15 protein-coding genes and 1 pseudogene are annotated in these 25,413 nt (G+C 69.0%); 9 read left to right on the top strand and 7 right to left on the bottom strand.

From position 1 onward, the window contains the following. Window positions 1-1,039: 1,039 nt before the first annotated feature. Window positions 1,040-3,412, bottom strand: a complete 2,373-nt coding sequence (locus D7Y13_RS48010; protein WP_233595705.1) for an RCC1 domain-containing protein — start codon at window positions 3,410-3,412, stop codon at window positions 1,040-1,042. Between the two features lie 215 nt (window positions 3,413-3,627). After that, on the bottom strand, window positions 3,628-4,776 hold the full coding sequence (locus D7Y13_RS16110) for an erythromycin esterase family protein (protein WP_233595706.1): 1,149 nt from the start codon (window positions 4,774-4,776) through the stop codon (window positions 3,628-3,630). Between the two features lie 356 nt (window positions 4,777-5,132). On the opposite strand from D7Y13_RS16110, the gene D7Y13_RS16105 reads away from it, so the two are divergent. Next, window positions 5,133-8,540, top strand: coding sequence for an Ig-like domain-containing protein (locus D7Y13_RS16105; RefSeq protein ID WP_120584486.1), 3,408 nt, complete (start codon window positions 5,133-5,135; stop codon window positions 8,538-8,540). Between the two features lie 18 nt (window positions 8,541-8,558). Further along, window positions 8,559-8,732, top strand: coding sequence for a chromate transporter (locus D7Y13_RS48930; RefSeq protein ID WP_341870421.1), 174 nt, complete (start codon window positions 8,559-8,561; stop codon window positions 8,730-8,732). Window positions 8,733-8,774: 42 nt separating this feature from the next. Here D7Y13_RS48930 and D7Y13_RS48695 read toward each other — a convergent pair whose 3' ends face one another. The 3 genes from D7Y13_RS48695 to D7Y13_RS16090 form a co-directional block, all read right to left on the bottom strand. Continuing rightward, a complete protein-coding gene (locus D7Y13_RS48695) occupies window positions 8,775-8,909 on the bottom strand; it encodes a hypothetical protein (RefSeq protein WP_255425926.1) in 135 nt (44 codons plus the stop codon). A gap of 7 nt (window positions 8,910-8,916) precedes the next feature. Further along, window positions 8,917-9,666, bottom strand: a complete 750-nt coding sequence (locus D7Y13_RS45225; RefSeq protein ID WP_147444370.1) for a hypothetical protein — start codon at window positions 9,664-9,666, stop codon at window positions 8,917-8,919. Between the two features lie 222 nt (window positions 9,667-9,888). After that, complete coding sequence (locus D7Y13_RS16090; protein WP_120584488.1) at window positions 9,889-10,833, bottom strand: alpha/beta hydrolase family protein; 945 nt, start codon at window positions 10,831-10,833, stop codon at window positions 9,889-9,891. 152 nt (window positions 10,834-10,985) lie between these two features. Here D7Y13_RS16090 and D7Y13_RS16085 point away from each other — a divergent pair, with 152 nt between their 5' ends. The 3 genes from D7Y13_RS16085 (at window position 10,986) to ppsA (ending at window position 16,913) form a co-directional block, all read left to right on the top strand. Beyond that, complete coding sequence (locus D7Y13_RS16085; protein ID WP_233595707.1) at window positions 10,986-11,903, top strand: AraC family transcriptional regulator; 918 nt, start codon at window positions 10,986-10,988, stop codon at window positions 11,901-11,903. 255 nt (window positions 11,904-12,158) lie between these two features. Further along, window positions 12,159-14,243, top strand: coding sequence for a M57 family metalloprotease (locus D7Y13_RS48690; protein WP_120630710.1), 2,085 nt, complete (start codon window positions 12,159-12,161; stop codon window positions 14,241-14,243). 312 nt (window positions 14,244-14,555) lie between these two features. Beyond that, window positions 14,556-16,913 carry a phosphoenolpyruvate synthase gene (gene ppsA / locus D7Y13_RS16075; RefSeq protein WP_120584489.1) on the top strand — a complete coding sequence of 786 codons (2,358 nt, stop codon included), beginning with the start codon at window positions 14,556-14,558 and terminating at the stop codon, window positions 16,911-16,913. Here ppsA and D7Y13_RS16070 read toward each other — a convergent pair. After that, window positions 16,858-19,410 (bottom strand): cation-translocating P-type ATPase, encoded by a 2,553-nt coding sequence (locus tag D7Y13_RS16070; protein ID WP_120584490.1) that lies wholly within the window; start codon window positions 19,408-19,410, stop codon window positions 16,858-16,860. The two genes, ppsA and D7Y13_RS16070, sit on opposite strands and share 56 nt — an antisense overlap. A 149-nt stretch (window positions 19,411-19,559) precedes the next feature. Here D7Y13_RS16070 and D7Y13_RS16065 point away from each other — a divergent pair, with 149 nt between their 5' ends. Then, window positions 19,560-20,096 carry a flavodoxin domain-containing protein gene (locus tag D7Y13_RS16065; RefSeq protein ID WP_120584491.1) on the top strand — a complete coding sequence of 179 codons (537 nt, stop codon included), beginning with the start codon at window positions 19,560-19,562 and terminating at the stop codon, window positions 20,094-20,096. 60 nt (window positions 20,097-20,156) lie between these two features. Here the strand turns inward: D7Y13_RS16065 and D7Y13_RS16060 are convergent, their stop codons facing one another. Further along, a complete protein-coding gene (locus D7Y13_RS16060; protein WP_120584492.1) occupies window positions 20,157-21,593 on the bottom strand; it encodes a glycosyltransferase in 1,437 nt (478 codons plus the stop codon). Window positions 21,594-22,344: 751 nt separating this feature from the next. Here D7Y13_RS16060 and D7Y13_RS16055 point away from each other — a divergent pair. The 3 genes and pseudogenes from D7Y13_RS16055 (at window position 22,345) to D7Y13_RS46900 (ending at window position 25,322) form a co-directional block, all read left to right on the top strand. Continuing rightward, window positions 22,345-23,673, top strand: coding sequence for a PQQ-dependent sugar dehydrogenase (locus D7Y13_RS16055; RefSeq protein ID WP_120584493.1), 1,329 nt, complete (start codon window positions 22,345-22,347; stop codon window positions 23,671-23,673). Window positions 23,674-23,930: 257 nt separating this feature from the next. Further along, window positions 23,931-24,931: pseudogene (locus tag D7Y13_RS49520) on the top strand (AHH domain-containing protein); the annotation flags it as partial. Window positions 24,932-24,953: 22 nt separating this feature from the next. Further along, the gene (locus D7Y13_RS46900) at window positions 24,954-25,322 is read left to right on the top strand and encodes a hypothetical protein (protein ID WP_147452454.1); all 369 of its coding nucleotides are present in this window, start codon (window positions 24,954-24,956) and stop codon (window positions 25,320-25,322) included. The last annotated feature ends 91 nt before the right edge of the window (window positions 25,323-25,413 follow it).

The raw sequence follows: 25,413 nt of genomic DNA, 5'->3' as shown, positions 1-25,413 counted from the left end.
CCCGCCCGCCCCACCGTGCGTCCCGCCGCCGCGGCGAAGCGGACTTCAAGGTAGTCCGCGTCGACGCCCGAGAGGGCCTCCAGCCACGCGTCGCTCCACGCCTGGGAGTTCGCATCCACATACAGCACAAGGTCGATGGGTGCTCCCGTCCAGCGTGCGAGCAGCGCGAAGAGTCAGCGCGCGGAGGGCGCCGACGGGATGGGCTCGAGCGTCCCCATCACCTGGAGGCGCGTCGCCCTTCCGGCGTTTCGCGCAGGACCATCTGAAGCGCCATTGAGTGCAGGGGCTACCTCCGAAGGCATTAGACTCGTGGCACCCCAAGGTGGGGCTTGGTCCCCTCGCAGAAGGAGTTCCCATGAACGTGCTGAGAAAGCGCCTGCTGATCGTAATCGCTACCTTCGCCCTGGCTCCTGCGGCGGCTATCGCGCTGCCGTCCCAGTGCTCCGACATCTGTATCGACACGACGCACTGCGGCCCAAGCAGCGGCATCGGCCCGGTTGCATCCAGTTTGGGCCATGCGGGCTCTTGCGAGCAGCCAGTCCACGCGTCCTTCGCATCCTCCGCTTCCACGCAGACCTGCACCGAAGAGCAGAGGGAGGTGGAGCAGTCCACGACCGCGGCCGTGAGATGCTCAGGCTTCGTGTCCTGGTGGCTCTGCACCAAGAACGGGTGCTACTGGGATGACACAGCCGCTGTGTGCCTCGACTTCTAACTGACAGGCGGAATGGGATAGATGCTCGCTGTGCCCCGTCCGAGTACTGAGCTGACGAGCGCGGAGACGCGAGCGCTCGTCAGCCTCGACTCTTCGGGAGCGTGATGGTGTACCGCACCGGATTGATGAGACACCAGATTGGTCTGAATCAGGCCGCCTGCCTCGACTGCATCAGCTCTCGTCGGGCCTGACTCGGCGAGAGGAAATCCGCGGTGTCCGCGCGCCCGGACACCGACAGCCGGAAGCATTGCCCAGACGGGCCGTGAGTGCCTCGGGGTCGGCCCAGGCCTGCTCTTCCCTGCCCCTGGGCCCCGTCCGCACACGTCGTCAGAGACTCAGGCCTGACACATGCCTTGGCGCAAGGCCCTCCTTGGTCGTCCCATCGCCGAGCTGCCCTTCGCGATTCCTTCCCGTTACCCAGACGGTGCCGCCCTGTTTCAAGGCGAGCGTGTGGGTGATGCCAGCGGTGAGGGCTGTGACGCCCGTCAGGCCCGACACCTGCATCGGCGTGAAGCGGTCAGTGGCCGTCCCATCCCCGAGCTGGCCGAAGCCATTGTCTCCCCAGGCCCAGACAGTGCCGTCCTGCTTCAATGCAACCGTGTGGTAGTGGCCAGCGGCGAGGGCCGCGACGCCCGTCAGGCCCGGCACCTGCATCGGCGTGAGGCGGTGCTGGGTGGTGGTCCCGTCGCCGAGCTGGCCTCGGCTGTTGTAGCCCCAGGCCCAGACGGTGCCGTCCTGCTTCAAGGCGAGGATGTGGTAGCCGCCAGAGGCGAGGGCCGTGACGCCTGTCAAGCCTGACACCTGCACCGGCAGGAGGCGGTCGGTGGTGGTCCCGTTGCCGAGCTGGCCGTAATAGTTACTCCCCCAGGCCCAGACGGTGCCGTCCTGCTTCAAGGCGAGCGTGTGGGCGCTACTCGCGGCGAGGGCCACGACGCCCGTCAAACCCTGCACCTGCACCGGCAGGAGGCGGTCGGTGGTGGTCCCGTCGCCGAGCTGGCCGTTGGAGTTACTCCCCCAGGCCCAGACGGTGCCGTCCTGCTTCAAGGCGAGCGTGTGGACGTAGCCAGCGTCGAGGGCCACGACGCCCGTCAAACCCTGCACCTGCACGGGCGTGAGGCGGTGGGTGGTGGTCCCGTCGCCGAGCTGGCCATTGACGTTGTACCCCCAGGCCCAGACGGTGCCGTCCTGCTTCAAGCCGAGCGAGTGGAGGCCGCCAGCGGCGAGGGCCGCGACGCCCGCCAGGCCCTGTACCTGCACCGGCGTGAGGCGCCGGGTGTCGGTTGTCCCGTCGCCGAGCTGGCCGAAGGAGCTGGTCCCCCAGGCCCAGACGGTGCCGTCCTGCTTCAAGCCGAGGCTGTGAATATCGCCCGTGGCGAGACGAGCCCCGCTGCTCGCGGCGCAGGCGGCACCACCCTGGAGGGCGAAGGCGAAGCTGGTGGAGAGGCCGAGGGCGTTGGTGACGGTCGCCGTCACCGAGGCCGTCGTGCCCGAGGGGACGCAGGAGGGCGCCGTCCAGAGGACTTCGCTGGAGGAGGCGGTGTTGGTGGCCGTGCCCAGCGTGCCGGTGGAGGTGGCCCAGGTGAAACCAAGGGCACTGCCCTGGACATCCTGTGCCTTCACCCGGAAGGTGATGGTGCCGCCGGACGCCGGCACGCTTGCGCTCGACTGGGAGGTCTCCACCACCTCGGGCGGGAAGCGCCCTGAAGTCCCCGGGCCCACGTAGATGCCCAGACTGCCCTGCCCCTGACCGCCCCGGCCGTCCGAGGCCACCACGGTGAGCGTGCACGTGCCACCAGACGGCTGCGCCGAGGGCGTGAAGCTGGCGCTGGCCGAGGTGGCATTCGTCCACGTGCCCACACACGAGGCCGTCCACTGATAGCCGAGGCTGTCCCCATCGTTGTCGCTGGCGGCGGCCGTCACCGTTGAGGCCTGCCCCACAGCGATGGACGAGGGCAGTGCCGTCACCGTGGCCACCTGGGGCCAGGTGTTGACGGCGATATTCACCGCCGCGCTACCGGCGCCGGTGCTCACCGTCACCGTGACACTGAGGGAGGTGCTGGCGCCCTTGGAGTCCGTCACCGTCAGCGTCAGCACCACCGGGCCCGGCGTCGCCGGAGCCGTCCAGGTGCTGGTGAGGCTGGAGGCCGCGCTGAAGCTGCCCGAGGCCGCCGTCCAGGTGTACGTGAGGGTGTCGCCGACGTTGGGGTCGTCCGCGGTGGCCTGGAGGGCCACCTGGCCGCCCGGGGCCACGGTGCCAGGGCTGGCCACCAGCGAGAGGATGCGCGGGGCCGCATTCTCGAAGGACGGCGGTGCATTCACCTCCTGCAACAGCAGCGTGACGGCCGTCGTCTGCCCGGCCTGGACGGTGACGTTGGCCACCTGGCCGGAGTAGCGCACGGTGTTGGAGGCGTCGAAGGCCTGCGCGCTGAAGGTGCGCCCGGAGCCCGCGGGCAGTTGGCCCAGCACCCCACCCCACTGGCCGCCTGTCTTCACCAGCGCGTCCGTGCGCGTCGTCATGCCGGCGCCCGACACGGTGAGCTCCATCCGGGCCACATCGCTGGCACTCAGCGCCTGGGACATCGTCACCACCGCCTGCGCGCTGCCCTCCGCCACGTCCTGCTGCGCGCTACCGCACCCGGCCAATGCCAACACCAGGCCCAGGGCCAGCACCGCCAACCCGCTTCGACTCGCTCTTCGCATGTGCTTCTCCGGAGCGTGGGACTTGAAAGCCCTCTCCTGCTGCGGCTCCGCGCCCACGCGGACGGACGGCCTTCGGGTGGAGAGGGGCGCGGGACTCTACGAGCAGGGGCTACAGCTCAGTTGAGGGAGCCGACGAGGCGCGAATTGATGCAGAAAATCCGCGGGAAGTTCAGGGAGGAGTATCCGCACCTGGGATGCGCCCCCTGCCGTGAACCTCACCAGGGTACCCGGTGCGGGAGGGCTTCTTCCCGGAAGATCAGCAGTCCATCCAGGACCGTTGCCCAGGGGGTCGTCATCCACGAGTAATCCAGGGGACGGGCCACCCTGGCCCCGAGGTCACGTAGCTGGCTTCCATCCAGATACCGGGTGTCCGCGGTGTGATTTGAAAACGCCCAGGCCTCCAGGGAGTCGGCCCGTGCGGGTGCGAGGGTATGGGTGCGATCCGAGGGGCCAAGGGCATAGCGCCCGGAGAGCGCGGAAAAACCAAGCGCGAATGACTGCGAACCGAATTTTTCATGAACGTGGGATCCAAACGACACCATATTTCGATAGTTCGTCCCCAGGCCCTTGAGGTCCTTGGCGGCATGAATGGTGGCAAGCCAGACAATGGCTTTCCTGGGCTTGGGGGACTGGGCCAGGAGCCACTCCAGGTTCATGAACATGGAATGGTCACGCGTGTTGAAATCCGTCAAGTCCCAACCCCCTCTGCCCTGCTCCGGAGTACGGGACATCTGGGAGACCTGCCGGATGAAATTCCGCTCCAGGTTGCGGACCATCTGCAGTTGGCGCTGGGCCCGCGCTGTCGCAGCCGCTCCGGGCCTGGAGAGCACCGACTCCAGCTCCGTCCAACAGCCCAGGATGAACTTCACGTTCTCCACCGTGAGCTGCGAGGCGTCATCGTATTTCCATAACACGTGCCGCTCGGCCTTCTCCGTGCACTCGGCCTGCCTCGGGCCCTCCAGGAAGGACATGAGATCCCGCGTCATCTGGCGGGTTGCGTAGGTGCCTCGGTTGAGCTGTTCATCAATCCCACCGGCGACGAGGGTTCCCGCATTGATCCGCTCGGTCAGGAACGGAATCAGGGGCGCCATCTCCTTGTTGGCCCAGAAGCCGCCAATCGCGGCCGCGAGGACGCCGTCGCTGACGGGTTGGCCCTCCTCCACCCCCGACTGGATGTGGAGGAAGTCATAGGTGCCTGTCTCAATGAAGAAGGCATCGTATTGGCATTCCTCCACGAGCCTGCGGGTCAATTCCGCCTTGAAGGCGTGGGCACTGCCACTTCCGTGGTGGCTCTCCTCGCCAAGCAGCGCGATCCTCTTGTCGCAAAGGTCGTGGACGAGCCGGTCCGCGTCGGAGACCGCCACGGTCTCCGGCGCGGTGGCGCCCCTGGAGGGCGAAGCACAGCTTGCAAGCAAGGGAAGCAGGAACAGGAGGCATCTCATTCGCGTCCCTTTCATGAGAGGGAGTGAGACGGAGGAGGACAGGGGCATGGGGACCTCGAAAGAAGCCCGCCCTGGAGATTCCGGAGCGTCCCCCTTCAACGTATCGGGCCCCTTTTCTCCTCACCCGGGGTGGTGCGCACGTGACTTTTCCACGGACCAGGGCCGATGGCCGCTGGCGCTCAGCGCCTGCTGCGCGCCGGCACCCCCTGCTCCGCGGAAGCACCTTTTCCCGGCCCCCGCTGACAATTGAGCGCGGTACATCCAGAGGGGGAGTTCCCATGCGGTTTCGCCGTTGGCTGCCATTCAGCCTGATCGTCGTATTGTCCAGCTGTAACCCTGCGGAGGTGGAGCCCGAGTCGCCAGAGGGGGAGAAACTCCAGGCCCAGGCCGAGCAGCTGGCTTCGGAGCGGGGCTTCAGCCTCCAGGAAGTGACGCTGGTCCCCGCTCTTGAAGGCGCGGGGAACCGGCACACACTTCACCTCAAGGGGGTGCCCGTCTGGGGATTGGAGGCGAAGACGGTGAACGGGCGGACCCTCTTCACCAACGCCCGCTTCGAGCCGACGTCCCCCGTCGACACGGAGTCCCGAATCACCCAGGCCCAGGCGGAAGTGGCCGTCCTCGAGGCGATGAAGGACGCGTCCGCGCGTGTGGAAGACCTGCGGTTGGTGCTGCTTCCCCAGGTAGAGCATCGGCAAAGGAAGGACGCCCTGCTCCCCGCGTCGGGCCGCGCCAATGCCGTGCACTTCGAGCGAGTCGTCACGGGGATGCGCCTCATCTACCGGCTGAGGCTCTCCACGGGCACGAGCCCCGGGTGGGCACGGAGCTGGAGCGCCCAGGTGGATGCCCACTCCGGGCAGGTGCTGCGATTGGAGCCCCTGGAGGTCAACGCGCTCGGGACGCCCCAGGCCCTGCCTCCACTCGGGACGTTCCGGAATGCGACGGGGTATGGACGGTACGCGGGCACCTTCACGTTCTCCACCCGCTATGACACCGACGAGGAACTCTACCTCCTCCAGGATGAGCGAACCAACACCTACATGGCCTACTCCAAGCCTTCGGAGTCGGGGACCACCGTCATCGAGCCCTATGAAAGCGACGATGCGAGTTTCGGCGATGGGCAGATCTTCAACACCAACAATGACATGCTCAGCGCCAATGGAGAGACGGCGGCGGTGGACGCGCTCCATGCCGTGAACCTCGCGTGGTCCGTCTACGAGACCTTCCTCTCCCGCAGCGGCCCCACCGGGTTGGGCTACGGCATGAACATCCGGGTGCACCAGCCCTCCAACAACGCGACCTACTCACCGCACCCCACCCGTCCGACCGTCATGATTGGCTATGCCGGTCTCATGTTCCCGCCCGGCAATCCCCGCTCGCCCCTGGCGACCGCCGACATCGTCGGCCATGAGCTGGGGCATGACTTCTTCATGCGGGAAGTGGCCGGCAACCCTGTCAACTTCCCCGCCGAACTCTCGGAGTTGCAAGGGATGAACGAGGGCACTGGCGACATCTTCGGCTTCATCACCGAGCTGGGTCGGGACACCGTGCGCGCCCGGCGGCCTTTGTCCGGCATCGACACCACGACCTTGAAGCCGTCGAACCTCACCCTCGGCGAGGATTCCGGCCTGATCGTCCGGAACATCCTCTCCCCCCAGTATCCCGAGTGGTTCAAGTACATCGGACAGGAACCCGTACACAGGGCAGGGGGACCGCTGGGACGGATGTTCCTGCTCCTGGCCTATGGCTGCACGCCCATGCCCACCTCCGGAGGCCCGGGGCCCTGGAACTGCTCGCTGGTTCCCGAGGGCTTCACCGGCCTCGGGCCGGCCGAGGCCCTGCGCGTCTGGGGCCTCGCCGTGCAATCACTTCCCATGGGCGCGGACTATGTCCAGGCCCGACACTCGGCGCTCGCGGCGGCGCACACCCGAGATGTCACCTACGGAGGTCCCCGCATGAGGGCGGTGGCCTATGCGTTCGCGGCCATCAACGTCGGCTTCGCACCCGATGTCACGCCGCCCCAGACGACGCTGAGCTGTCTCCAGGTGGACCGCGACATCGAATGCTCCGGCACCATCACCGACGCGGAGATTCCCAACCAGTACAACACCCCCCCTCAGCTGGTGGTGGACGGCGGCGCGCTGACCGTCACGCTGTCGGGCTGGGACTTCACCGAACTCCTGTCGGGCGCGACCCTGGCGAGCGGGACGCACACCCTCCAGTTGAAGGCCTGGGACTACTGGAACAACCTGACCACGCGGACGGTGTCCGTCGTGCTCGACAAGACAGGGCCCACGGCCTCCGTCACGCGCTCGGGCCCCCCCAAGGAGCCTCGGCTCTCCGTGACGGCGAGCGACGCCAGTGGGGTGCTCATGGTCGAATTCAAGAAGGGAGCCCAGGACATCGTCCCCACGGTGTTCTCGCCGCCCTACGACGCCTTGTTCAACACGTCGACCTGGACGGATGGCACCCACGACATCACCGTCAACGTCTTTGACGTCTACGGCAACGTCACCGTCCTCCACCACGCCCTGAAGGTGGACAACACGCGGCCCGCCGTGGCGATGACGGTGAGCGGCAGCGCGCCGCCCTTCAGTGTCAACGCCACCGTGTCGGATGCCTCGGAGGTGACCCGCGTGGACTTCAAGATGGACATGCTGGTGTTCGCCACGAGGACGAACAACGCCTCGTCGTATCAGGCGCAGTACTCGCCCAGCGACGCGCTGTCCCACAACCTCCACATGGAGGTCACGGACGCCTTCGGCAACAAGGGCGTGGCGATGGTGGCCGCCCCGCGAGACCAGACGCCCCCACAGGTGACCGCCAGCAAGACCCAGGTGGGCTCCATCGTGAGGCTTCAGGTGAGCACCTCCGATACCTGTGACATCCAGTATCCCTATTCCCTGTATGTGGATGCGAACCTCGTGGCCCAGCCCACCACGCCCAGCTACCTGCTGGAGTTCGGCGCCTCCATGGCCGGGGGCCCGCACATGTTCCAGGCCCTCGTGCGGGACAGGTGCGGGAACCTGACGAACTTCCAGACGGTGTTCGTCAAGGACGTCACGCCTCCCGTCATCACCTCCATCCTCCGGGATGACAGCCAGCCGAAGAAGCCGAAGTTCACCGTGCAGTGCACCGACGATGAAGCAGTCCATCACGTCGAGATGCGAGAGAACGGCGTGGTGAAGCAGATAGACACCCTCGCTCCCTACGAGTTCGTGGTCGACACCACGGGGAGGCAGGATGGCAACTACACGGTGCTGTTCCACTGCGCCGACACCGGTGGCCTCGCGAGCACCCCGGAGACCCGGACGGTGGTCGCGGACAACACCGGCCCCGCATTCATCGCCTCCATGTTCGGCGGTGCGCGCTCGTATCTCATCAACGCGGAGAATGTGTCGGACCCCCGGGGGATAAGCTCCGTCTGGATGAGCACGCTGTTCGGGCTGTCCTTCAGCGTCATGCTGACGCAGCCCCCCTACTCCGTGCAATGGACCATCCCACCCAACATCAACATCACCTCGGGCGCGCTGATCTCCTTCCTTGCCATCGACAGCTGGGGGAATGAGACCTTGCGCGCCTTCCAGTGTCCGGTGAACACGAATTCGACCGTGAATACGTACGCGCTCTGTACCCCCGTGCCGGCCTGGGCTCCGCCCCCGGTGGAGACAGCCTTCCCGGGCCCTTGATGGCCGCGGCGTAAGCCGATACGCGAGCGAAGACGACCGCCAGTTGCTGGAGGAGCGCGGAAGAGGAGTTCATGCCGAGCCGCTCTCCGACAGGCGACGCGGCTCTTCCTGCGACTCGGCCTGACTGCGTTCGGTGGCCCCGCGGCCCACATCGCGATGATGGAGGATGAAGTGGTGCGCCGGCGCGGCTGACTTTCGCGGGAGGACTTCCTCGACCTGCTGGGCGCGACCCATCTACGGCGTCAAGCCCGTCATCATCGCGGTGGTGCTCCAGGCGCTCTTGGGCCTGGGACGCTCCGCCCTCAAGACGCGGCCGCTCGCGGCCCTGGCGCTCGGCAGCACCGTAGCCAGCGCGCTGGGCGTCAGCATGGCTCTTTCATCCGAAGATGGAGAGGGGCGCGTTGCAGAAGTTCGTGAGGGATGTGGTGATTTGTTGGAACTCCACGTCCCGGATCGCGAAGGTCGGGCGCAGGTCGCGATCCAGCATTTCGGTGAACTGAGCGCCGACAGGCGCGAACAGCTCCTCGTTGGCGGACCTGCGCAGGTCGTCGCTTCCCGTGAGTGCGGTGCTCAGGAGGGTGATGAAGCCTTCCGTGGAGTGACGCAGGCGCACGCCAGCGGAGATGAACCATCGCGCGAACGTATACCCTTGACCGGGCTCGGGGTTGTACCAGCTCTGCAGCAGCTCCACGGCCGCGCACGGGCCCTGTTCGAGCAGGAGCCGATGGTTCGCGCCAAAGTTGATGATGGCGATCCGCCGCTGTGAACCCCTGAGCGCCTCCCGGAGATTCTCCACCCCGCACCCGAAGGTGATTCCCGCCGCGCTGGCCACATGGTCCCGGTCCACCTGATTCTGGACCGCGTTCACCGCGACGCGCAGTGCCTCGCCGTCTCGATTCCCCAGCAAGGCCTTGGCGAGTTGGTTCGCCGTGGCGCCGCAGACCCCCACGCCCAGGTCCCAATCGAGCGGATCCGGATCGAAGTAGAGGCCACCCGCCGCCAGTTCCCGAACCCGCGCGGCGGTCCCATAGGTCAGCAGGTTGTCGAAGTCGACCGGACTCCAATGGCGTTGGGCGAGCTTCTCCCCGATGCGCGGGAGTGGGCCCGGGACCGGGGAACGCGTCATGCCACGACGCAATCCATGCCTCCTGCGTCCCATGGGCACGCACATGACGCCGAGCAACGGCTCCAGGCACGGTTGCTGGACGGGCGCTGACCCAGTTCGGCGACGAGCAGGTGGTGGTCCTCGTCGCTCAGACTCCTCGTCGACGCGATGGGGTCGGCGAGGTCACGGCACGAGGGCCGGACGTCGCGGAACTGAAGCTGTGCGGATTGCTCTTTCAAGTCATCACTTGCCTTCAACCCTCCCCAGCGGATGAGGGCCCTCCATCAACTCGGTACACGCCGCGGGCCAGGCGGGATCTCCGGGATAGAGCGCACTGCGAAGGTAAGCCCAGGTCAGCCGCTGGACCGCCGCGACTCGCTCGGGGTTCTCGTCCGTTGTCTCCGTCACGAGATACCCGGAGATCCCACCGAGCATGTGTTCGGCTCCAAATAACATGACCAGCCACTTGGGCCCTGGGCTCAGCGTGTACGCATCCGTCAACCAGTCCGGTCCTCGAACGCTCAGCGGAGAGTCATCCTTATCGCCCGCGACCACGAGGGCCGGCGCAGCCATTTCGGCAAAGCTCGGGTTCATGTACGGAAAATGCCTGGCCGCGAACGGGCTGAGATCTTCGCCTCCTCGGCCAGCCGCGGCCAGCAAGACGCCCACCGAGATCCGGGGGTCTGACAGATCCTCGCCCACGCTTCCGTCAGGACCGATAATCCGCGCCCCCAACAACATGCCGGTCGTCTGCGCTCCGAACGAATGCCCGGCCGCGGCAATGCGGCTTCGGTCAATGCGTCCCGCCAGCCCCGGAACGGAACCTTCGATGAGGTCGAGTTGGTCGAGGACGCGCTTCATGTCCTCGACACGAAACTTCCAGATCAACGGGGTCCGTGGATCGTCTGGACGCAGGCCCAACGTCCTCGAATCGAGGAAGGTGGGCTGAATCACGACGAAACCGTGAGCCGCCCAGTAATTCGCGAGCGGGGCATAGCCATCCAATGAAGATCCAAATCCGTGCGCGAAGACGATGATCGGCAGTTGGCTCCCGGTTGCGGGCGCGGAAACCCGCACATGGAGCTCCTCGCCACGTCCCGGCGCTGACAGCACCACCGGGCTTACAGAGATGACAGGAGGAGGCGCACGGACGGCCCCATCTCCGGCGACAGTGATTGGCTTGCTCATGGAACGTTCTGCTTTCCTTGATGGCGAGTCTTTCGATTCGCACCTGCCCCCATGGATAGTGCGCGTGCTATGGACGGTCCATGCCGAAAACTCCAAAAAACCTATCCGAAACGCCAGAGCGGATGGAGCTTCAAGACCCAAGGAGCGACGTCGTGGCCGACGTGCTCGGCGCCTCGCTCATCCGGCATGCCCTCTACAGACCCCTTGAGGCGCGCGCGCCGTGGGGGCTCCGCGTCCCCTCCCGCAATCGCGCCAGCTTCTACCTCGTCGCGCGCGGCAGCGCCCGGCTCGAGGTCGAGGGAGCGCGAGCGCACGTCCTATCGCCCGGAGAGATAGGGTTCATCCCGCGCGGTACCGCCCACGTGCTGCGCGACGCGCCTGACAGCGATCCGGTCCCCGTCTGCGACGGTCCCTACTCACCCAGCCTGGCGCCGCGGCGCATCGGGGGGCGCGGTGCGGTCACCGCGATCATCGCGGGCTTCTTCGAGCTGAGCCATGGACGTGAGCCGATGCTCCTCCAGGGAATGCCGCCCGTCGTCGTCTTGTCGGCGAGCGACCCCACCTCGGGTCCGTGGATCCTGGCCACGGTCCAGCTCATCCTCACCGAGAGTGCATCGCCTCGGCCGGCGACCAGCATCGTGCTTCAGCGCCTTGCCGACGTCCTGTTCGTCCTGGCACTCCGCTCGACCGCGGCCAACGGCCCGTGCAAGCACAACGGCCTCGCCGCCTTCGCTGACTCACGGGTTCATGAGGCGCTGAGCCTCATGCACGCCCAGGTCGAGGAGCCTTGGACCGTTGACAAGCTCGCGCGGCGCGTGGGCATGTCGCGCTCCGGGTTCGCGGCGCGCTTCACGCAACTCGTGGGCGAGTCCCCGCTCCAATACCTCGCACGCTGGCGCGTCGCGCGGGCCGCCGAGCTTCTTCGCGATACCGACGAGAAGGTGGCGACCATCGCGGGCCGCGTAGGGTACGAGAGCATTCCTTCCTTCAGCCGTGCCTTCAAACGCTGGCAGCGCGCCAGTCCGGCGGCATTCCGACGCGCATCGGCCTCAAGAAGCCGATCACCGTGAGCCCCCGCGAAGGCGCGGACGGCCTTGAACTGGAGGAAAAGATGCCGGCGACACAGAGCTCCATTTCCACCGACAAGAAATCCCAGGTCGGCGGGTGCATCCGTACTCAGGGGCTCATTCAGAGATTGCAGGTTGGTTATATTTTCCGGCGTTTTCCGTGTTGACCCGAAGGATGCTCATGGATAGGTGCGCGGTCGAGCCTGGAATGCCCAGGTGGACAGCGCATCTCCGTCATCGAGTATCCAAGGGACACCCATGTTCAAGAAGGCAGCAGTTCTCGCGGTAACTTGTGGCGCATTGCTGGTCGGCTGTGGCACCGACCCGAAGGCGGAGAACGAGGAGATCATCTCCAACCTGATCGAGGCGGGCTTCCCGGCCAATGACATCATGGTCGCCGGCGGTGCCGTCTACGTGGGCCGCGACGCCCACGTGACCCTGGCGGCATCCCGCGAGATGCTCCAGGCCCCCGAGGAGAGCGCGGAGCAGTACCGCACAACCAACCTTGTCGGCACGGGCGTGACGAAGATCTGCATCAACCCCACCGCCGACTTCAACAGTTATTCCAACCTGAGCCAGGGTCTGGATCAGGCCATCACCAACTACAATGAACGGGGCCTGCGGATCACCTTCGCGCGCGGCCCGGCCACTGACTGTACGGCGACCATCACCGCGCAGACCATGGGCGGCACCGGCGGCCAGGCGGGCTTCCCGTCCGGCGGCCTGCCCTACGGGAACTTCTTCATCGGCACCGGCCTGAACAGCTTCAGCGTGGACGTGAACGAGCACGTCATCACCCACGAGGTGGGCCACGCGATCGGCTTCCGCCACTCGGACTACTACAATCGCAGCATCAGCTGCGGCGCTGGCGGCGACGAGGGGGATGCGGGCGTGGGCGCCATTCTCATCCCTGGCACGCCGACCACGGCCACCGTGGGCGGGTCAATCATGAACTCCTGCTTCCGGGCGACCGAGACTGGCGAGTGGACCAGCTCCGACATCACCGCGCTGAATTACCTCTACACGCGCGTCGCGGTTGAGGTGGCATCCGGCGGGTTCCCTGCCGGCTATTGGTCGGATGCGTCCACGCAGTTCCTCCCGGGCGACTTCAACGGCGACGGCAAGGTGGACTTCGTCGCCATCCATCCGAGCGGCGGGACCTATGCCAACACCTTCCTTTCAAACGGTGACGGCACCTTCAGGCAAGTGACGTCCGGCGGATTCTCCGCCAACTACTGGTCGGATGCGTCCACGCGCTTCCTGCCGGGCGACTTCAACGGCGACGGCAGGGTGGACTTCGTCGCCATCCATCCAAGCGGCGGAACCTATGCCAACTCCTTCCTCTCGAACGGTGATGGCACCTTCAGGCAAGTGGCGTCCGGCGGGTTCCCCGCCAACAGCTGGTCGGATGCGTCCACGCGCTTCCTGCCGGGCGATTTCAATGGCGACGGCAGGGTGGATTTCATCGCCATCCAGCCCCGCAGCGGTACCTACGCCTACACGTTCCTCTCGAACGGTGATGGCACCTTCAGGGAGGTGTCGTCCGGCGGGTTCCCCTCCAACTACTGGTCGGATGCGTCCACGCGCTTCCTGCCGGGCGACTTCAACGGCGACGGCAGGGTGGATTTCATCGCCATCCAGCCCCGCAGCGGTGCCTACGCCTACACGTTCCTCTCGAACGGTGATGGCACCTTCAGGGAGGTGTCGTCCGGCGGGTTCCCCTCCAACTACTGGTCGGATGCGTCCACGCGCTTCCTGCCGGGCGACTTCAACGGCGACGGCAGGGTGGATTTCATCGCCATCCAGCCCCGCAGCGGTGCCTACGCCTACACGTTCCTCTCGAACGGTGATGGCACCTTCAGGGAGGTGTCGTCCGGCGGGTTCCCCTCCAACTACTGGTCGGATGCGTCCACGCGCTTCCTGCCGGGCGACTTCAACGGCGACGGCAAGGTGGACTTCATCGCCATCCATCCAAGCGGCGGAACCTATGCCAGAACCTTCCTCTCGAATGGTGACGGCACCTTCAGGCAAGTGCTGTCCGGTGGGTTCTCCGCCAATTACTGGTCGGATGCGTCCACGCGCTTCCTGCCGGGCGACTTCAATGGCGACGGCAGGGCGGATTTCATCGCCATCCATCCCCGCAGCGGAACCTATGCCAGAAACTTCTTCTCGAACGGTGACGGCACCTTCAGGGAAGTGCTGTCCGGCGGGTTCTCTAACGGTTACGAGGCGAATGCGTCCACGCAGTTCCTTCCGGGGGACTTCAACGGCGACGGCAAGGTGGACTTCATCGCCATCCATCCACGCGCCGGTACCTACGCCTACACGTTCCTGATGCACTGACGCGTCGCCAACTGGCGCGCTGGGTAGACCGGGGAGTTCTGGTGGCACGGGCTCACGCGTGGCTTCACTGACAGCACCTGACGAAAGTCAGGGCCCACCGCGCTCCTCGGTCTGCTCTACACAATCCTTCTTCAACCTCCTGGTGGACCCCTCCAAGGCACGGGCCGTCTCCGCGGGGGCCCAGCGGCCGGGGCCGCGAGACACCGCTCGCCTGGCATCCCCTGCCTCCCGAGGCGGTGCTGGCAACGCGATGGCCGCTTCATGCGCCCGGCCCCAGGTTCCCGGGAGGACCCCTCTCCCGGAGTTGAAACCATGGACCCCTCCCCCCACACCGAAGAGCCCGCCGAGACGCCGTCCCCGGAGCCGGCGCGTCCTCCGTCCATCCTCTGGTTCGAGGCCCTGTCGCGCGAGGATGTGGCCCGGGCCGGAGGCAAGGGCGCGAACCTGGGGGAAATGACGCGCGCCGGGCTGCCCGTGCCTCCCGGCTTCGTCATCACCGCCGCCGCCTTCCATGAAGCCATGCGGCCGGTGCGCTCCCAACTGCGCGAGCTGTGGCGGCGCGTGGATCCAGACGACGCCCGCTCGCTCGCCGATGTCACGGAGGCGCTGCGCAGCGTGGTGCTCCGGGCCCCCCTGCCGGCGTGGCTGAGCATCGCCGTGCTCGCCGCGTACCACCAGCTGCGGGACTGCACCGCTGTCGCCGTGCGCTCCTCGGCCACGGCAGAGGACACCGCGGCCACCTCCTTCGCGGGCATGCACGAGTCCTTCACCAACGTGGTGGGCGACGAGGCGCTGTTCGACCGCCTGCGGGCGTGCTGGGCCTCCGCCTACGGACAGCGGGTGGTGGCCTACCGGAAGGCGCAGGGGCTCACGGAGGAGCCGGAGATCGCCGTGGTGGTTCAAGCCATGGTGGACTCGACGCGCTCGGGCGTCATGTTCACCGTGGACCCCGCCACCGGCGACACGGGCCACCTCGTCATCGAGGCGGCCTTTGGCCTGGGTGAGGTCGTCGTGGGCGGGCAGGTGGAGCCCGACACGTACCGGGTGGATCGGATGGGACCGCGCGTGCTGGAGACGCGCGTGGGGCAGAAGGCCTTCCGCCTGGTGCGCGACGGCGTGGGCCACGAGAAGCGTGAGACGCTCTCACCGGAAGACGCCCGGCGGCGCGTGCTCGACGAGGTGGAGGTCCTGGAGCTGGCGCGGCTGGGCCTGCGCGTGGAGCGGCACTACGGCGCCCCCCAGGACATCGAGTGGGCGGAGGCGGACGGCCAGTTCTACCTCGTGCAGTCCCGCCCGGTGACGACCGGCCATGTCGCCGCCCCCGAGCCACCCGCGCCCGCCGGGGCCTCGGAGCGACCGCGCGTGTCCGGCCTGGGTGCATCCCCGGGCCTCGCGACGGGCCGGGTGCGCGTGCTGCGCGACGCGAGCGAGGCAGCGAGGCTGGAGCCCGGGGAGATCCTCGTCGCGCCAATGACGTCCCCGGACTGGGTGCCCACGCTGCGGCGCGCGGCGGCGGTCGTCACCGACAGCGGCGGCATGACGTGCCACGCGGCCATCGTCAGCCGTGAACTGCGCAAGCCCTGCGTGGTGGGGACGCGCGCCGCCACCCGGGTGCTCCACGACGGCGAGGAGGTCACCGTGGACGGCGGCGCGGGCATCGTGTGGCCGGGCCGCGTCCCGGAAGCCTCCTCCGGCGTGGCGGGGGCCGGGACTCCCGCGGGGGTGGCCGCTCGCGCGAGCGAGGCGCCTTCCCTGCCCCACGAAGTGCTTGGCACACGGCTCTACGTGAACCTGGCCCTTCCCGGCCAGGCGCGCGAGGCCGCGGCGCTCCCGGTGGACGGCGTGGGGCTGCTGCGGGCGGAGTTCATGCTCACCGAGGCGCTGGGCGGAGTGCACCCCCGCAAGCTCATCGCCGAGGGGCGCCAGCGCGAGTTCATCGAGCGGATGTCCGGCGCGCTGCTGGCCATCACCCGCGCCTTCCGCGGGCGCCCGGTGGTGTACCGCGCCACGGACTTCCGCACGAACGAGTTCCGGAATCTTCAGGGCGGAGCGGACTTCGAGTCCCCCGAGGCCAACCCGATGATCGGCTTCCGCGGCTGCTACCGCTACCTGCGCGAGCCGGAGGTGTTCCGGCTGGAGCTGGAGGTGCTCGCCCGGGTGCGGGAGCAGACGCCCAACCTCCACCTGATGCTGCCCTTCGTGCGCACGGCGTGGGAGCTGGAGGCGTGCCTGGAGGCCGTGGACGCAAGCCCGCTGGGACACCAGCGCGGGATGGAGCGGTGGGTGATGGCGGAGGTGCCCTCCGTCGTCTACCGCATCCCCGAGTACGCGCGCATGGGCATCACGGGCGTGTCCATCGGCTCCAACGACCTGACGCAGCTCATGCTGGGCGTGGACCGGGACTCGGAGCAGTGCGCGGAGCTCTTCGACGAGGAGGACGCGGCGGTGCTGGACGCCATCGTGCGCATCATCCGGGCCAGCCGCGAGGCGGGCATCACGTCGTCGCTGTGCGGCCAGGCGCCGTCCAACCGCCCGGGCTTCGCGGAGCACCTGGTGCGCGCGGGCATCACCTCCATCTCCGTGGACCCCGGGGCCGTGGACGCCGCCCGGAGCGTCATCGCGGCGGCGGAGCGCCGGTTGCTGCTGGATGCGGCCCGGCCCCTTGCGTGACGGCCCCGGAAGGCCGGGGGGCGCGCGTGGCCGGGCGGTCCACGCGCGCGAGCGCCAGGAGCGTCAACGCGACGGCCACGCCCGCGAGGACGCGCACCCAGTCGTGCACGTGGAGCGGATGCAGCCCCACGCGCGTCGCCAGGGGCGGCCACTGGAGGAGCAGCACCGAGCCCGCGAGCGTCAGCGCGCAGACCCAGCGCGACGTGCGCGTGCGCAGCCGGGTGAGCACGGCCGCGAAGCCGGCGCTCGAAAGCGACAGCGACGCCAGCGCCACCGCCCTGGCGTGCGCCACGTCGTGGCCGGCGCTCAGGCTCCGGTCATACGCCCAGACGAGGCCCACCGCCGTCAGCCCGCCCACCAGCAGGAGCGTGGCCCACTCGGACCGGGAGAAGAAGCGGGCGGGAACCCGGCCGCGCACGGTGGCCAGCCGTCCCGGCCGCGCGGACTCCTGGAAGGCCAGCATCGCGGTGGGATGGATGAGCAGCTCCAGCCAGACGATGTGGATGGGCAGGTACAGCAGCGGGTAGCCCGCCAGCGGCAGCAGCGCCGCGGTGCTCACCAGCGGCAGGTGGACGAGCAGCAGGTAGAGGAAGCAGTGCTGGAGGTTCTGGAAGAGCTGGCGGCCCTCCGCGATGGCGCGCACCAGCGTGCCGAAGTCGTCGTCGAGCAGCACGATGGAGGCCGCCTCGCGGGCACTGCGCGTTCCCCGCCCACCCATGGCGATGCCCACGTCCGCGGCCTGGAGCGCCGGGACGTCGTTCACGCCGTCGCCCGTGACGGCCACCACCTCGCCCTCGCGGCGCAGCGCCTTCACCAGCGCGTACTTCTGCGCCGGCACCGCGCGGGCCACCACGTCCACGGGCGGCACACGGCCTGCGTCGTCCAGTCGCGCCACCAGCGCATCTCCCGTGAGCACCCGGGGCGCCGTGCCCCCCAGTCCCAGGCGACGGGCCACCGCCAGCGCCGTGCGAGGGTGGTCCCCCGTCACCATCACCGTGCGCAGGCCCGCGTCGCGACACTCGCGCACCGCCGCCTCCGCCCCGGCGCGCACCGGATCCTCGCACGCCACGAGCCCCAGGAAGTGGAAGCCCCGCTCCGGCTCCCCGCCGCGCCAGGCCGCGGCGTCCAGCGTCTGGCTCGCGCACGCGATGACCTTGCGCCCCTCGCTCGCGAGCGCCGTCACGCGCCGCTCCCACTCCTCGCGCTCGCCGGCCGCCAGCGCGCACAGATCCAACACGCGCTCCGGCGCGCCCTTCACGCTGGCCACCAAGAGGCCGGCCCCCTCGCGCACCACGGACGTCTCGCGCTGGCGCTCCTCGGTGAAGGGGAACGTGGCCTCGCGCGCGCCGCCGGTCTCCGGTGAAGGGGCGCTCGCGGCCGCCTCCAGCAGCGCCGCGTCCAGCGGATCACCTCCCTCCTCCCGCGAGGCCCGCGCCGCGGCGCGCAGCAGCTCCCCGGTGGACACCTCCGGCGCGGGCAGCAGGCGCGCCACCTGGAGGCGGCCCTCCGTCAGCGTGCCCGTCTTGTCGGAGCAGATGCAGGTGACGCGGCCGATGTTCTCCACGGAGACGGCATGCCGCACCAGGGCCTGCCGCCGGGCCAGGCGGTAGACGCCCGCGCCCAGGAAGAAGGTGAGCGCCATCGGGAACTCCTCCGGCAGGGCCGCCACGCCCAGCGTGGCTGCGCTCAGCAGCGCGTCCATCCCCCCGAAGCCCTGGCGCCACCGCACGAACGCAAGCACCGCGCACAGCAGGGCGGCCACGCCCACGAGCACCGCCACCAGGTGGGCCACCGCCTGCTGCAGCGGCGTGCGCGCGCGGGCCTCTCCCCGCGCCGACCGGACGATGCCTCCGTACAGCGTGTCCTGGCCGGTGAAGACGACGCGCATCCAGGCCGTCCCAGTGAGCAGGCGCGTCCCGGACAGGCCCCAGTGGCTGCCGTCCACGGCCGGCTCCTCTCCAGGAGGAAGGCGCTCCAGCGGACGCTTTCGCACGGGCAGCGACTCACCGGTGAGCGAGGACTCCTCCGCCTGCAGGTCCTCGCCGTGCACCAGCAGGCCGTCCGCCGGGAAGTGCTCTCCGGCCGCCACGCGCGCCAGGTCCCCCACCACCACGTCCTCCGCGGGCACATCCACCTCCCGCCCGTCGCGCAGCACAGTCGCTCGGGCGGCCAGCCGGCTGCGCAGGCCCTGCGTGGACGCCTGGGTCCGGTGGTGCAGGAAGGCGTCCATGCCCAGCAGCGGGATGACCGCCAGCAGCATCCCCCACCCTTCCGTGCGCTCGCCCAGGGCGAAGTAGAGCGTGCTGGTGCCCAGGAGGAACCAGAGCATCGGATCCCCCAGCGCCTCGCGCAGCGTGTGGAGCGCCGGGCGGCGGGCCGTGCCGCGCACGTCGTTGCGGCCGTAGCGCTCGCGCCGCGCCAGGACTTCGTCCGTGTCCAACCCCGTCAGCGCGTCGGGGGCGCCGGGCAGGCGACGGGTGGGAACAGGGATTCGCATGGGGCACGCACCAGGGGAACGCTGGAGTCCGGTCCGGCGAAGGGCAACGGTTCGCGGCGGCCGTGGGGAGCGCTCGACCGGGAGGGCCTTGCCCGCGCCGGGCGCGCTGCCCACGCATTGTCTGGCAGTGCCATCCCCCGAGGTCCGCCATGCGCGTCCTGATCACCTATGGCTCGAAGCGGGGCGGTACCGAGGAGATTGCCCGGTGGCTCGCACAGGCCCTCCGCGAAGAAGGGCTGGACGCGGAAGCGGCGGCGCCCCAGGACGTCGGTGACATCTCGGGCTACGACGCCGTCATCGTCGGCGGGTCGCTCTACGCCAACCGCTGGCACCGGGACGCCCGGCGCTTCGTGCACCGGCACGCGCGGAAGCTGCGCGAGCGGCCCACCTGGTTCTTCTCCAGCGGGCCGCTCGATGCCTCCGCGGCGGACGGCGACCTGCCGCCCACGTCCCAGGTGCGGGCCCTGATGGAGCAGGTGCGCGCGAGCGGCCACATGAGCTTCGGGGGACGGTTGGAAGCGGACGCCCGGGGCTTCCTCGCCCGGTCCATGGCGCGCGAGCACGCTGGGGACTGGCGCGACATGGCGCAGATCCGGTGCTGGGCCGCGAGCCTGGCCGAGGCGCTGGCGCTGTCGGGCGACGTCGGCCCCGCGACGCGTGAATCGGAGCCCCACCTCCCCTTCTGAAGCGGTCCGGGCCGAACTCGACGCGTCTTCTACCGCCGCGTTCCGGGGTGACCCACGCATTCAGCCCTTCGCGTCCAGCCGCTCGACCAGGCGCACGAAGTCCGTGAGGTGGCGGACGGCGGTGAAGTGGGCGCGGACATGCTCGTGGGCCTGGCGGCTCAGGCGGGCGGCGCGCTCCGGATCCTCCAGGAGCGAGCGCACCGCGCCCGCGAACTCCGCCCGGTCCCCGGGGTCGCGCACGAGCAGGCCGTTCACGCCGTGGACCACCTGGTCCTGGAGGCCGCCCACCGCGCTCGCCACCACGGGGCGGGCCTTCCACATGGCCTCCGTGATGGTGAGCCCGAAGCCCTCCTGGAGGCTCTTCTGCGTCACCACGGCCGCGTGGCGCTGGAGCGCGTTGACGATGGCGGCGTTCTCCTCCAGGTCCCCCATGGGCAGGCACGCCAGGTGGACGCGCTGGCGCACGAAGTGGGGCTGCTGCCGCCACAGGGAGATGACGTCCTGGAGCGTGGACGCCGCTTCCGGATCGTCCGCCACGGACGACACCGCCGGACCGGCGAGCACCAGTTGCGCGCGCAGGTCGGGCGACTGCCGCAGCAGCAGCGCGAAACCGTCCAGCACGCCCGCCGGGTCCTTCAGCGGATCCCACCGCGACACCTGCACCACCAGGGGCGTGTCGGGCGCTGGCCCGGCGCCCAACCGCACGATGTCCGCGCCCCGTGACACGCGCGCGGGCACCCCGTCCTCGCGGGTGAAGAGGGGCTCGGGCGCGTCCGGCGCCCCGCGCAGCAGGCCGGTGGTGGCGAGGATGGCGCGCGCGACCTCTGGCGCCAGGGGCTGGTTCTTCACCGCGAAGATGTCGATTGAGGGCCGGATGACGATCGCGCGGTCCGCGCACTGGGGCGGCACGTAGGCGGCCCGGGTGAAGACGGTGAGCCGGGAGGCGGCCAGGCCCTGTGCGAGGAACTCCCAGGCCCGTGTCACCTCGGCGTTGGGCGTGTCACAGCCCACGTGGCAGCGCCAGACCACGCGGGCGCCCGCTGCGGACAACGCGGGCGCCAGCCCCAGGGTCTGCGGGTCATGCAGCAGCACCACGTCCCCCGGCTGCACCAGGACGAGCAGCTCCTCCACGTTGTCGCGGAGCACCTCGTCGTACCGGTCGTGCTCGCTCGCCCCCAAGGGTGACCCATCCCCGCGCGAGCCATGCAGCGCGTGGTGCAGCCGCTTGGTGATGTGGAAGAACGCCGGGGTCCCCGTCAGCACCAGCCAGCGTGCGTCCACGCCCACCCCGCGCGCGTAGGCGACCAGCCGGGGGATCAGCTCCGCCACGCCGCCGCCCCGCGCCGTGGAGCTCACGTTCCAGAACGTGCGGCCCGCCAGGAGGGCCCGGGCCCGCGCGGCATGAGCCTTGAGCGCACTCCAGCCGGCAGCGTCCAGTTCGGGCTCGAAGCGCGCCAGGGGCTCGGCCTGGACGTGCACCTCGAAGGGTTTGAGCATCGGACCTCCCTCCGGGGCCCTACGCGCGCGGCATGCGCACCGTCATCGCGGGCCGGTCGCCGCGGGCCATCACCTGCTGCGCCACCTTGGGGTTGCCGTCCTGTTCGGCGCGGGGCACCGCGGCTCCAACCGAAGGTCCGCACCACGTTGCCCGACAGGACGTGCACCAGGCACAGCGGAGTGTTCATGCGCCGGGCGAGGAGGGCCGCCGTGGCGCACGCCTGACGGGAGCCCTCCGAGAAGTGGGTCGTACAGGCGATGGTCATACGAACCCCCAGGAGGTGACGCCTTGAAGATAGTCACCCCCTCCCGGCGTCATCGCCCGGTGGCGGAAGGGGTCCGGCGCGCGCCGGGTCGTCTGTCCTCGCGGACCTGGAAGGCACGTTTCCGCCCGCGGAGGGCCGTGTTCGTCTCCAGCACGTCCGCCTGGAAGCCGCCGATGCCGCCGCACTTCCTCGGGCAAGAGACGGCTCGCGGTGGCGAGCACGATCGTACCATCCCCCAGCAGGCCCATTCCCAACGGCGATTCATCCGCTCTGCCCTCGACAGCCGAGAAGTAGGCGTGGCCGCTTCCGTTGAACGAGGTGTCCTCGGCCCCCGTCGCGGTCAGCCGCATCAGGAGCACGTAGGAGATGGCATTCAATGCCTGCGGTTGCGCGACCAGCGCCGCGACTGTTCACCCAGGCAACCGAAGGGCGATGCGTGCCCGTCGAAGGGTGACGTCCAGCGCGTCTCGGCGGAGAGTCACCCCATGCGCCATGGACTCGTGACCCCGTTGCTCGCCTCCCTCCTGCTGAGCGCCGCCCCCGAAGCGGAGGCCCAGACGCCCCGTCCGCCATCGCGCCAGGAAGGCAACCTCGCCCCGGGCCGCGGGGGTGACAGTCAGCAGTCCGTGCCGCGACAGGGCGACATCCCCTCGGGCGCGCCCGTGGAGACCGCGCCCCCCAACGTCCCGGAGTTCAAGCCCGCGTTCCCGCAGCAGACGCGCGCCCCGGCGGTGAAGACGCGCACGCCCATCGTCGTGACGGAGATTGCCTCGGGCTTCAACAAGCCGTGGGCCATCGCCTTCCTGCCGGATGGGCGCTTCCTCGTCACGGAGAAGCCCACGGGCTCGCTCTTCATCGTCACCGCCGCGGGCAAGAAGTCGCCCCCGGTGACGGGCCTCCCCAAGGTGGATGGCCGGGGACAGGGCGGGCTGCTCGACGTGGAGGTCGGGCCCGACTACGCGAAGAGTGGGCTCATCTACTGGACCTATTACGAGCCGCGGGAGGGCGGCAACGGGCTCGCGGTGGCGCGCGCGCGGCTGGTGGACGGCCCGAAGCCGCGCATTGAAGGCCTCCAGGTCATCTTCCGCATGCAGCCCACGCTCGAATCCACGCTGCACGCGGGCGGACGGCTCGTCTTCACGCCGGATGGCAAGCTCTTCGTCACGCTCGGCGAGCGCTCCGTCCTCAAGGGCCGCGTCCAGGCGCAGGACCTCAAGAGCGACTTCGGGAAGATCGTCCGCATCTTCCCGGATGGCTCCATCCCCCAGGACAATCCCTTCGTGGGCAAGAAGGACGCCCGGCCGGAGATCTGGTCCTCCGGGCACCGCAACGTCCTCTCCGCGGCCCTGGATGCCCAGCAGCGGCTCTGGGTCGTGGAGATGGGACCGCGCGGCGGCGATGAGCTCAACCGCCCCGAGCCCGGCAAGGACTACGGCTGGCCCACGATTGGCTATGGCGAGGAATACTCGGGCGAGCCCATCCACAAGACGACGCAGGCCGCCGGCATGGAGCAGCCTGTCTATTATTGGGATCCGGTCATCTCCCCCTCGGGGCTCACCCTCTACTCGGGGGCGCTCTTCCCGGAATGGAAGGGGAACTTCTTCATCGGCGGCCTGTCCAGCCAGGCGCTGGTGCGGCTCGTGCTGAAGGACGACCGCGTGGTCGGCGAGGAGCGCCTGCTCACGGAGCGCAACGAGCGGATCCGCGAGGTGGTCCAGGGGCCCGACGGTGCGCTCTACCTGCTCACGGACGATTCGAACGGCCGCCTGTGGAAGCTCACCCCGGGGGCCACCCCGTCGGGCCGCGCCCCCTGAGCCTCCGCGCCACACAAAGTGCGGGAGAGCCACGGAAGCGGGGGACTCTCACGGGTCATCGCTACAGCCCGAGGTGGTGCTCGACGCGGGCAGGCTCAACGGCCCCGAGGTAGTGCTCGGCATAGACCCAGGCCGCCGCTGCGCACCTCGCGGATGCCTCGCCCTGAGGTGGCGCTCGGGGAGGCACGATCCGCTGGGTTCTGGCCGTGGCCCTGCCTCGCCCTGGAGGATGAAGCTCTTTCCCGCAGGGGGACTTGATGAGGGTACATCGCGCTGTCGCGCTACTCCTGCTGGTTTGGCTGACAGGCTGTGCCTCAGGGCGCGGGGTGCGCTTGGAAACGGGCCAGGGGCCGCCAGTCGTCTTCACGCCTCACAGCGGCGAGGCCGGGCCGGTGGAGGTGGAGCGGCGCGAGTTCAAGCGGCCGTGGCGAGGCTGGCGCGGGGCGTGAGGCTCCCGGCCAATCCCCAGCAGGCCGCGCGGCGCCTGATGGGAGTGGACGCCCGAGGCGGCACGTACCTCTTCGATCCGCGCACCCGGCAGATGACGCCAATGGAGGGGGCTGCACTGGCCTCCGACATGCCGCCAGCGGAGGTGGAGCTGACGCGGGCATATCTGCGTTGGTGCGAGCGCACCGGGCGCAAGGGGGACTGTCTGCACTTGCTGGAGGACAGTCCCACCGTCACCGGAGACGGGCGGTATGCGCTGGCCATGGCTCGGTAACACGGCTGCGGGCTTCGCCTCGAAGGTGCCAACGCTGCCCGGTTCAGCCCAGGCGGCGGCGGTGGCTGGGGGCCGCGCGGGTATCCGCCTTGCCGCCGTGGGCGAAGTCGGAGCGGTGGCGGTGACGGGCGAGGCCGTCACGGTGACACTGGCACCCAGCGCGGTGGCCATGACGGCACGGGCCTTGGGGGGCACGGCTGCCGCCCCGGTGGACGCGAAGGGCCACGACCACCACATCGCCACGAACAAGTGGTGGAAAGCCACGAACAATGAAGGCCCGTGGTCCCCCGGCTTCAGGAGATTTTCGACAGGGCGGGCATGTCGCTGGACGACCCAGCCAACATCGTCCACGTCAAAGGTCACAAGGGGCCCCACCCACTGGCGTACCATCAACGCATTTTCCGGCGCCTGGACGCAGCAACGCGAAACTGCCGCACGCTGGAGCAGTGCCGCGAAGTGCTGACTGCGGAACTCGACAAGTTGGCGCAGGACATCGCCGCTCCAGGCACCATCCTCAACAGACTGGTGACGGGAGCATGGGGGCGACACAATGGTCCGCATGCCCAAGCGCTACTTCGACCTGAGCGACGACATGACCATTCCAGGCCGGTGGCTGCTCGGCGCCCCTACTGACTTTGAAGGCAGAGCGTTGAGTGAACCATGGATGTTCACTGACGGAACTCCTATTGACGCTCCGGGCCGCTTGAAGCTCCCGATGTATCTACCCGGAACAGCGCTCGACTTCTCGCTAGCGGCCCGCTCAACGCCGGTAGTCCACGCCAAGGTGGCATCCGTCATCGCGGACCTTGCTCCCGATGACGTGCAGCTCTTTCCCGTAGAGGTCGCGGGCCAGCCTGAGCAGTTCTGCATTCTCGTGGCAACCAAGCTGATTGTAACCGTCCGGCCAGTGACGTGCCGGGACGCTTGAAGACAGGCCCCGGCCGTGCTCGGCGAGCGCCGCGAGGAGTGAGCTGTTCAGGGACTGGGCTGGAGGGGTGACTCGGGCGGGTCGGCGGTGC

It is taken from the genome of Corallococcus praedator (genome assembly GCF_003612125.1).
Classification (GTDB): Bacteria; Myxococcota; Myxococcia; order Myxococcales; family Myxococcaceae; genus Corallococcus; species Corallococcus praedator.
This window is presented reverse-complemented; position numbering and strand designations above follow the sequence as displayed.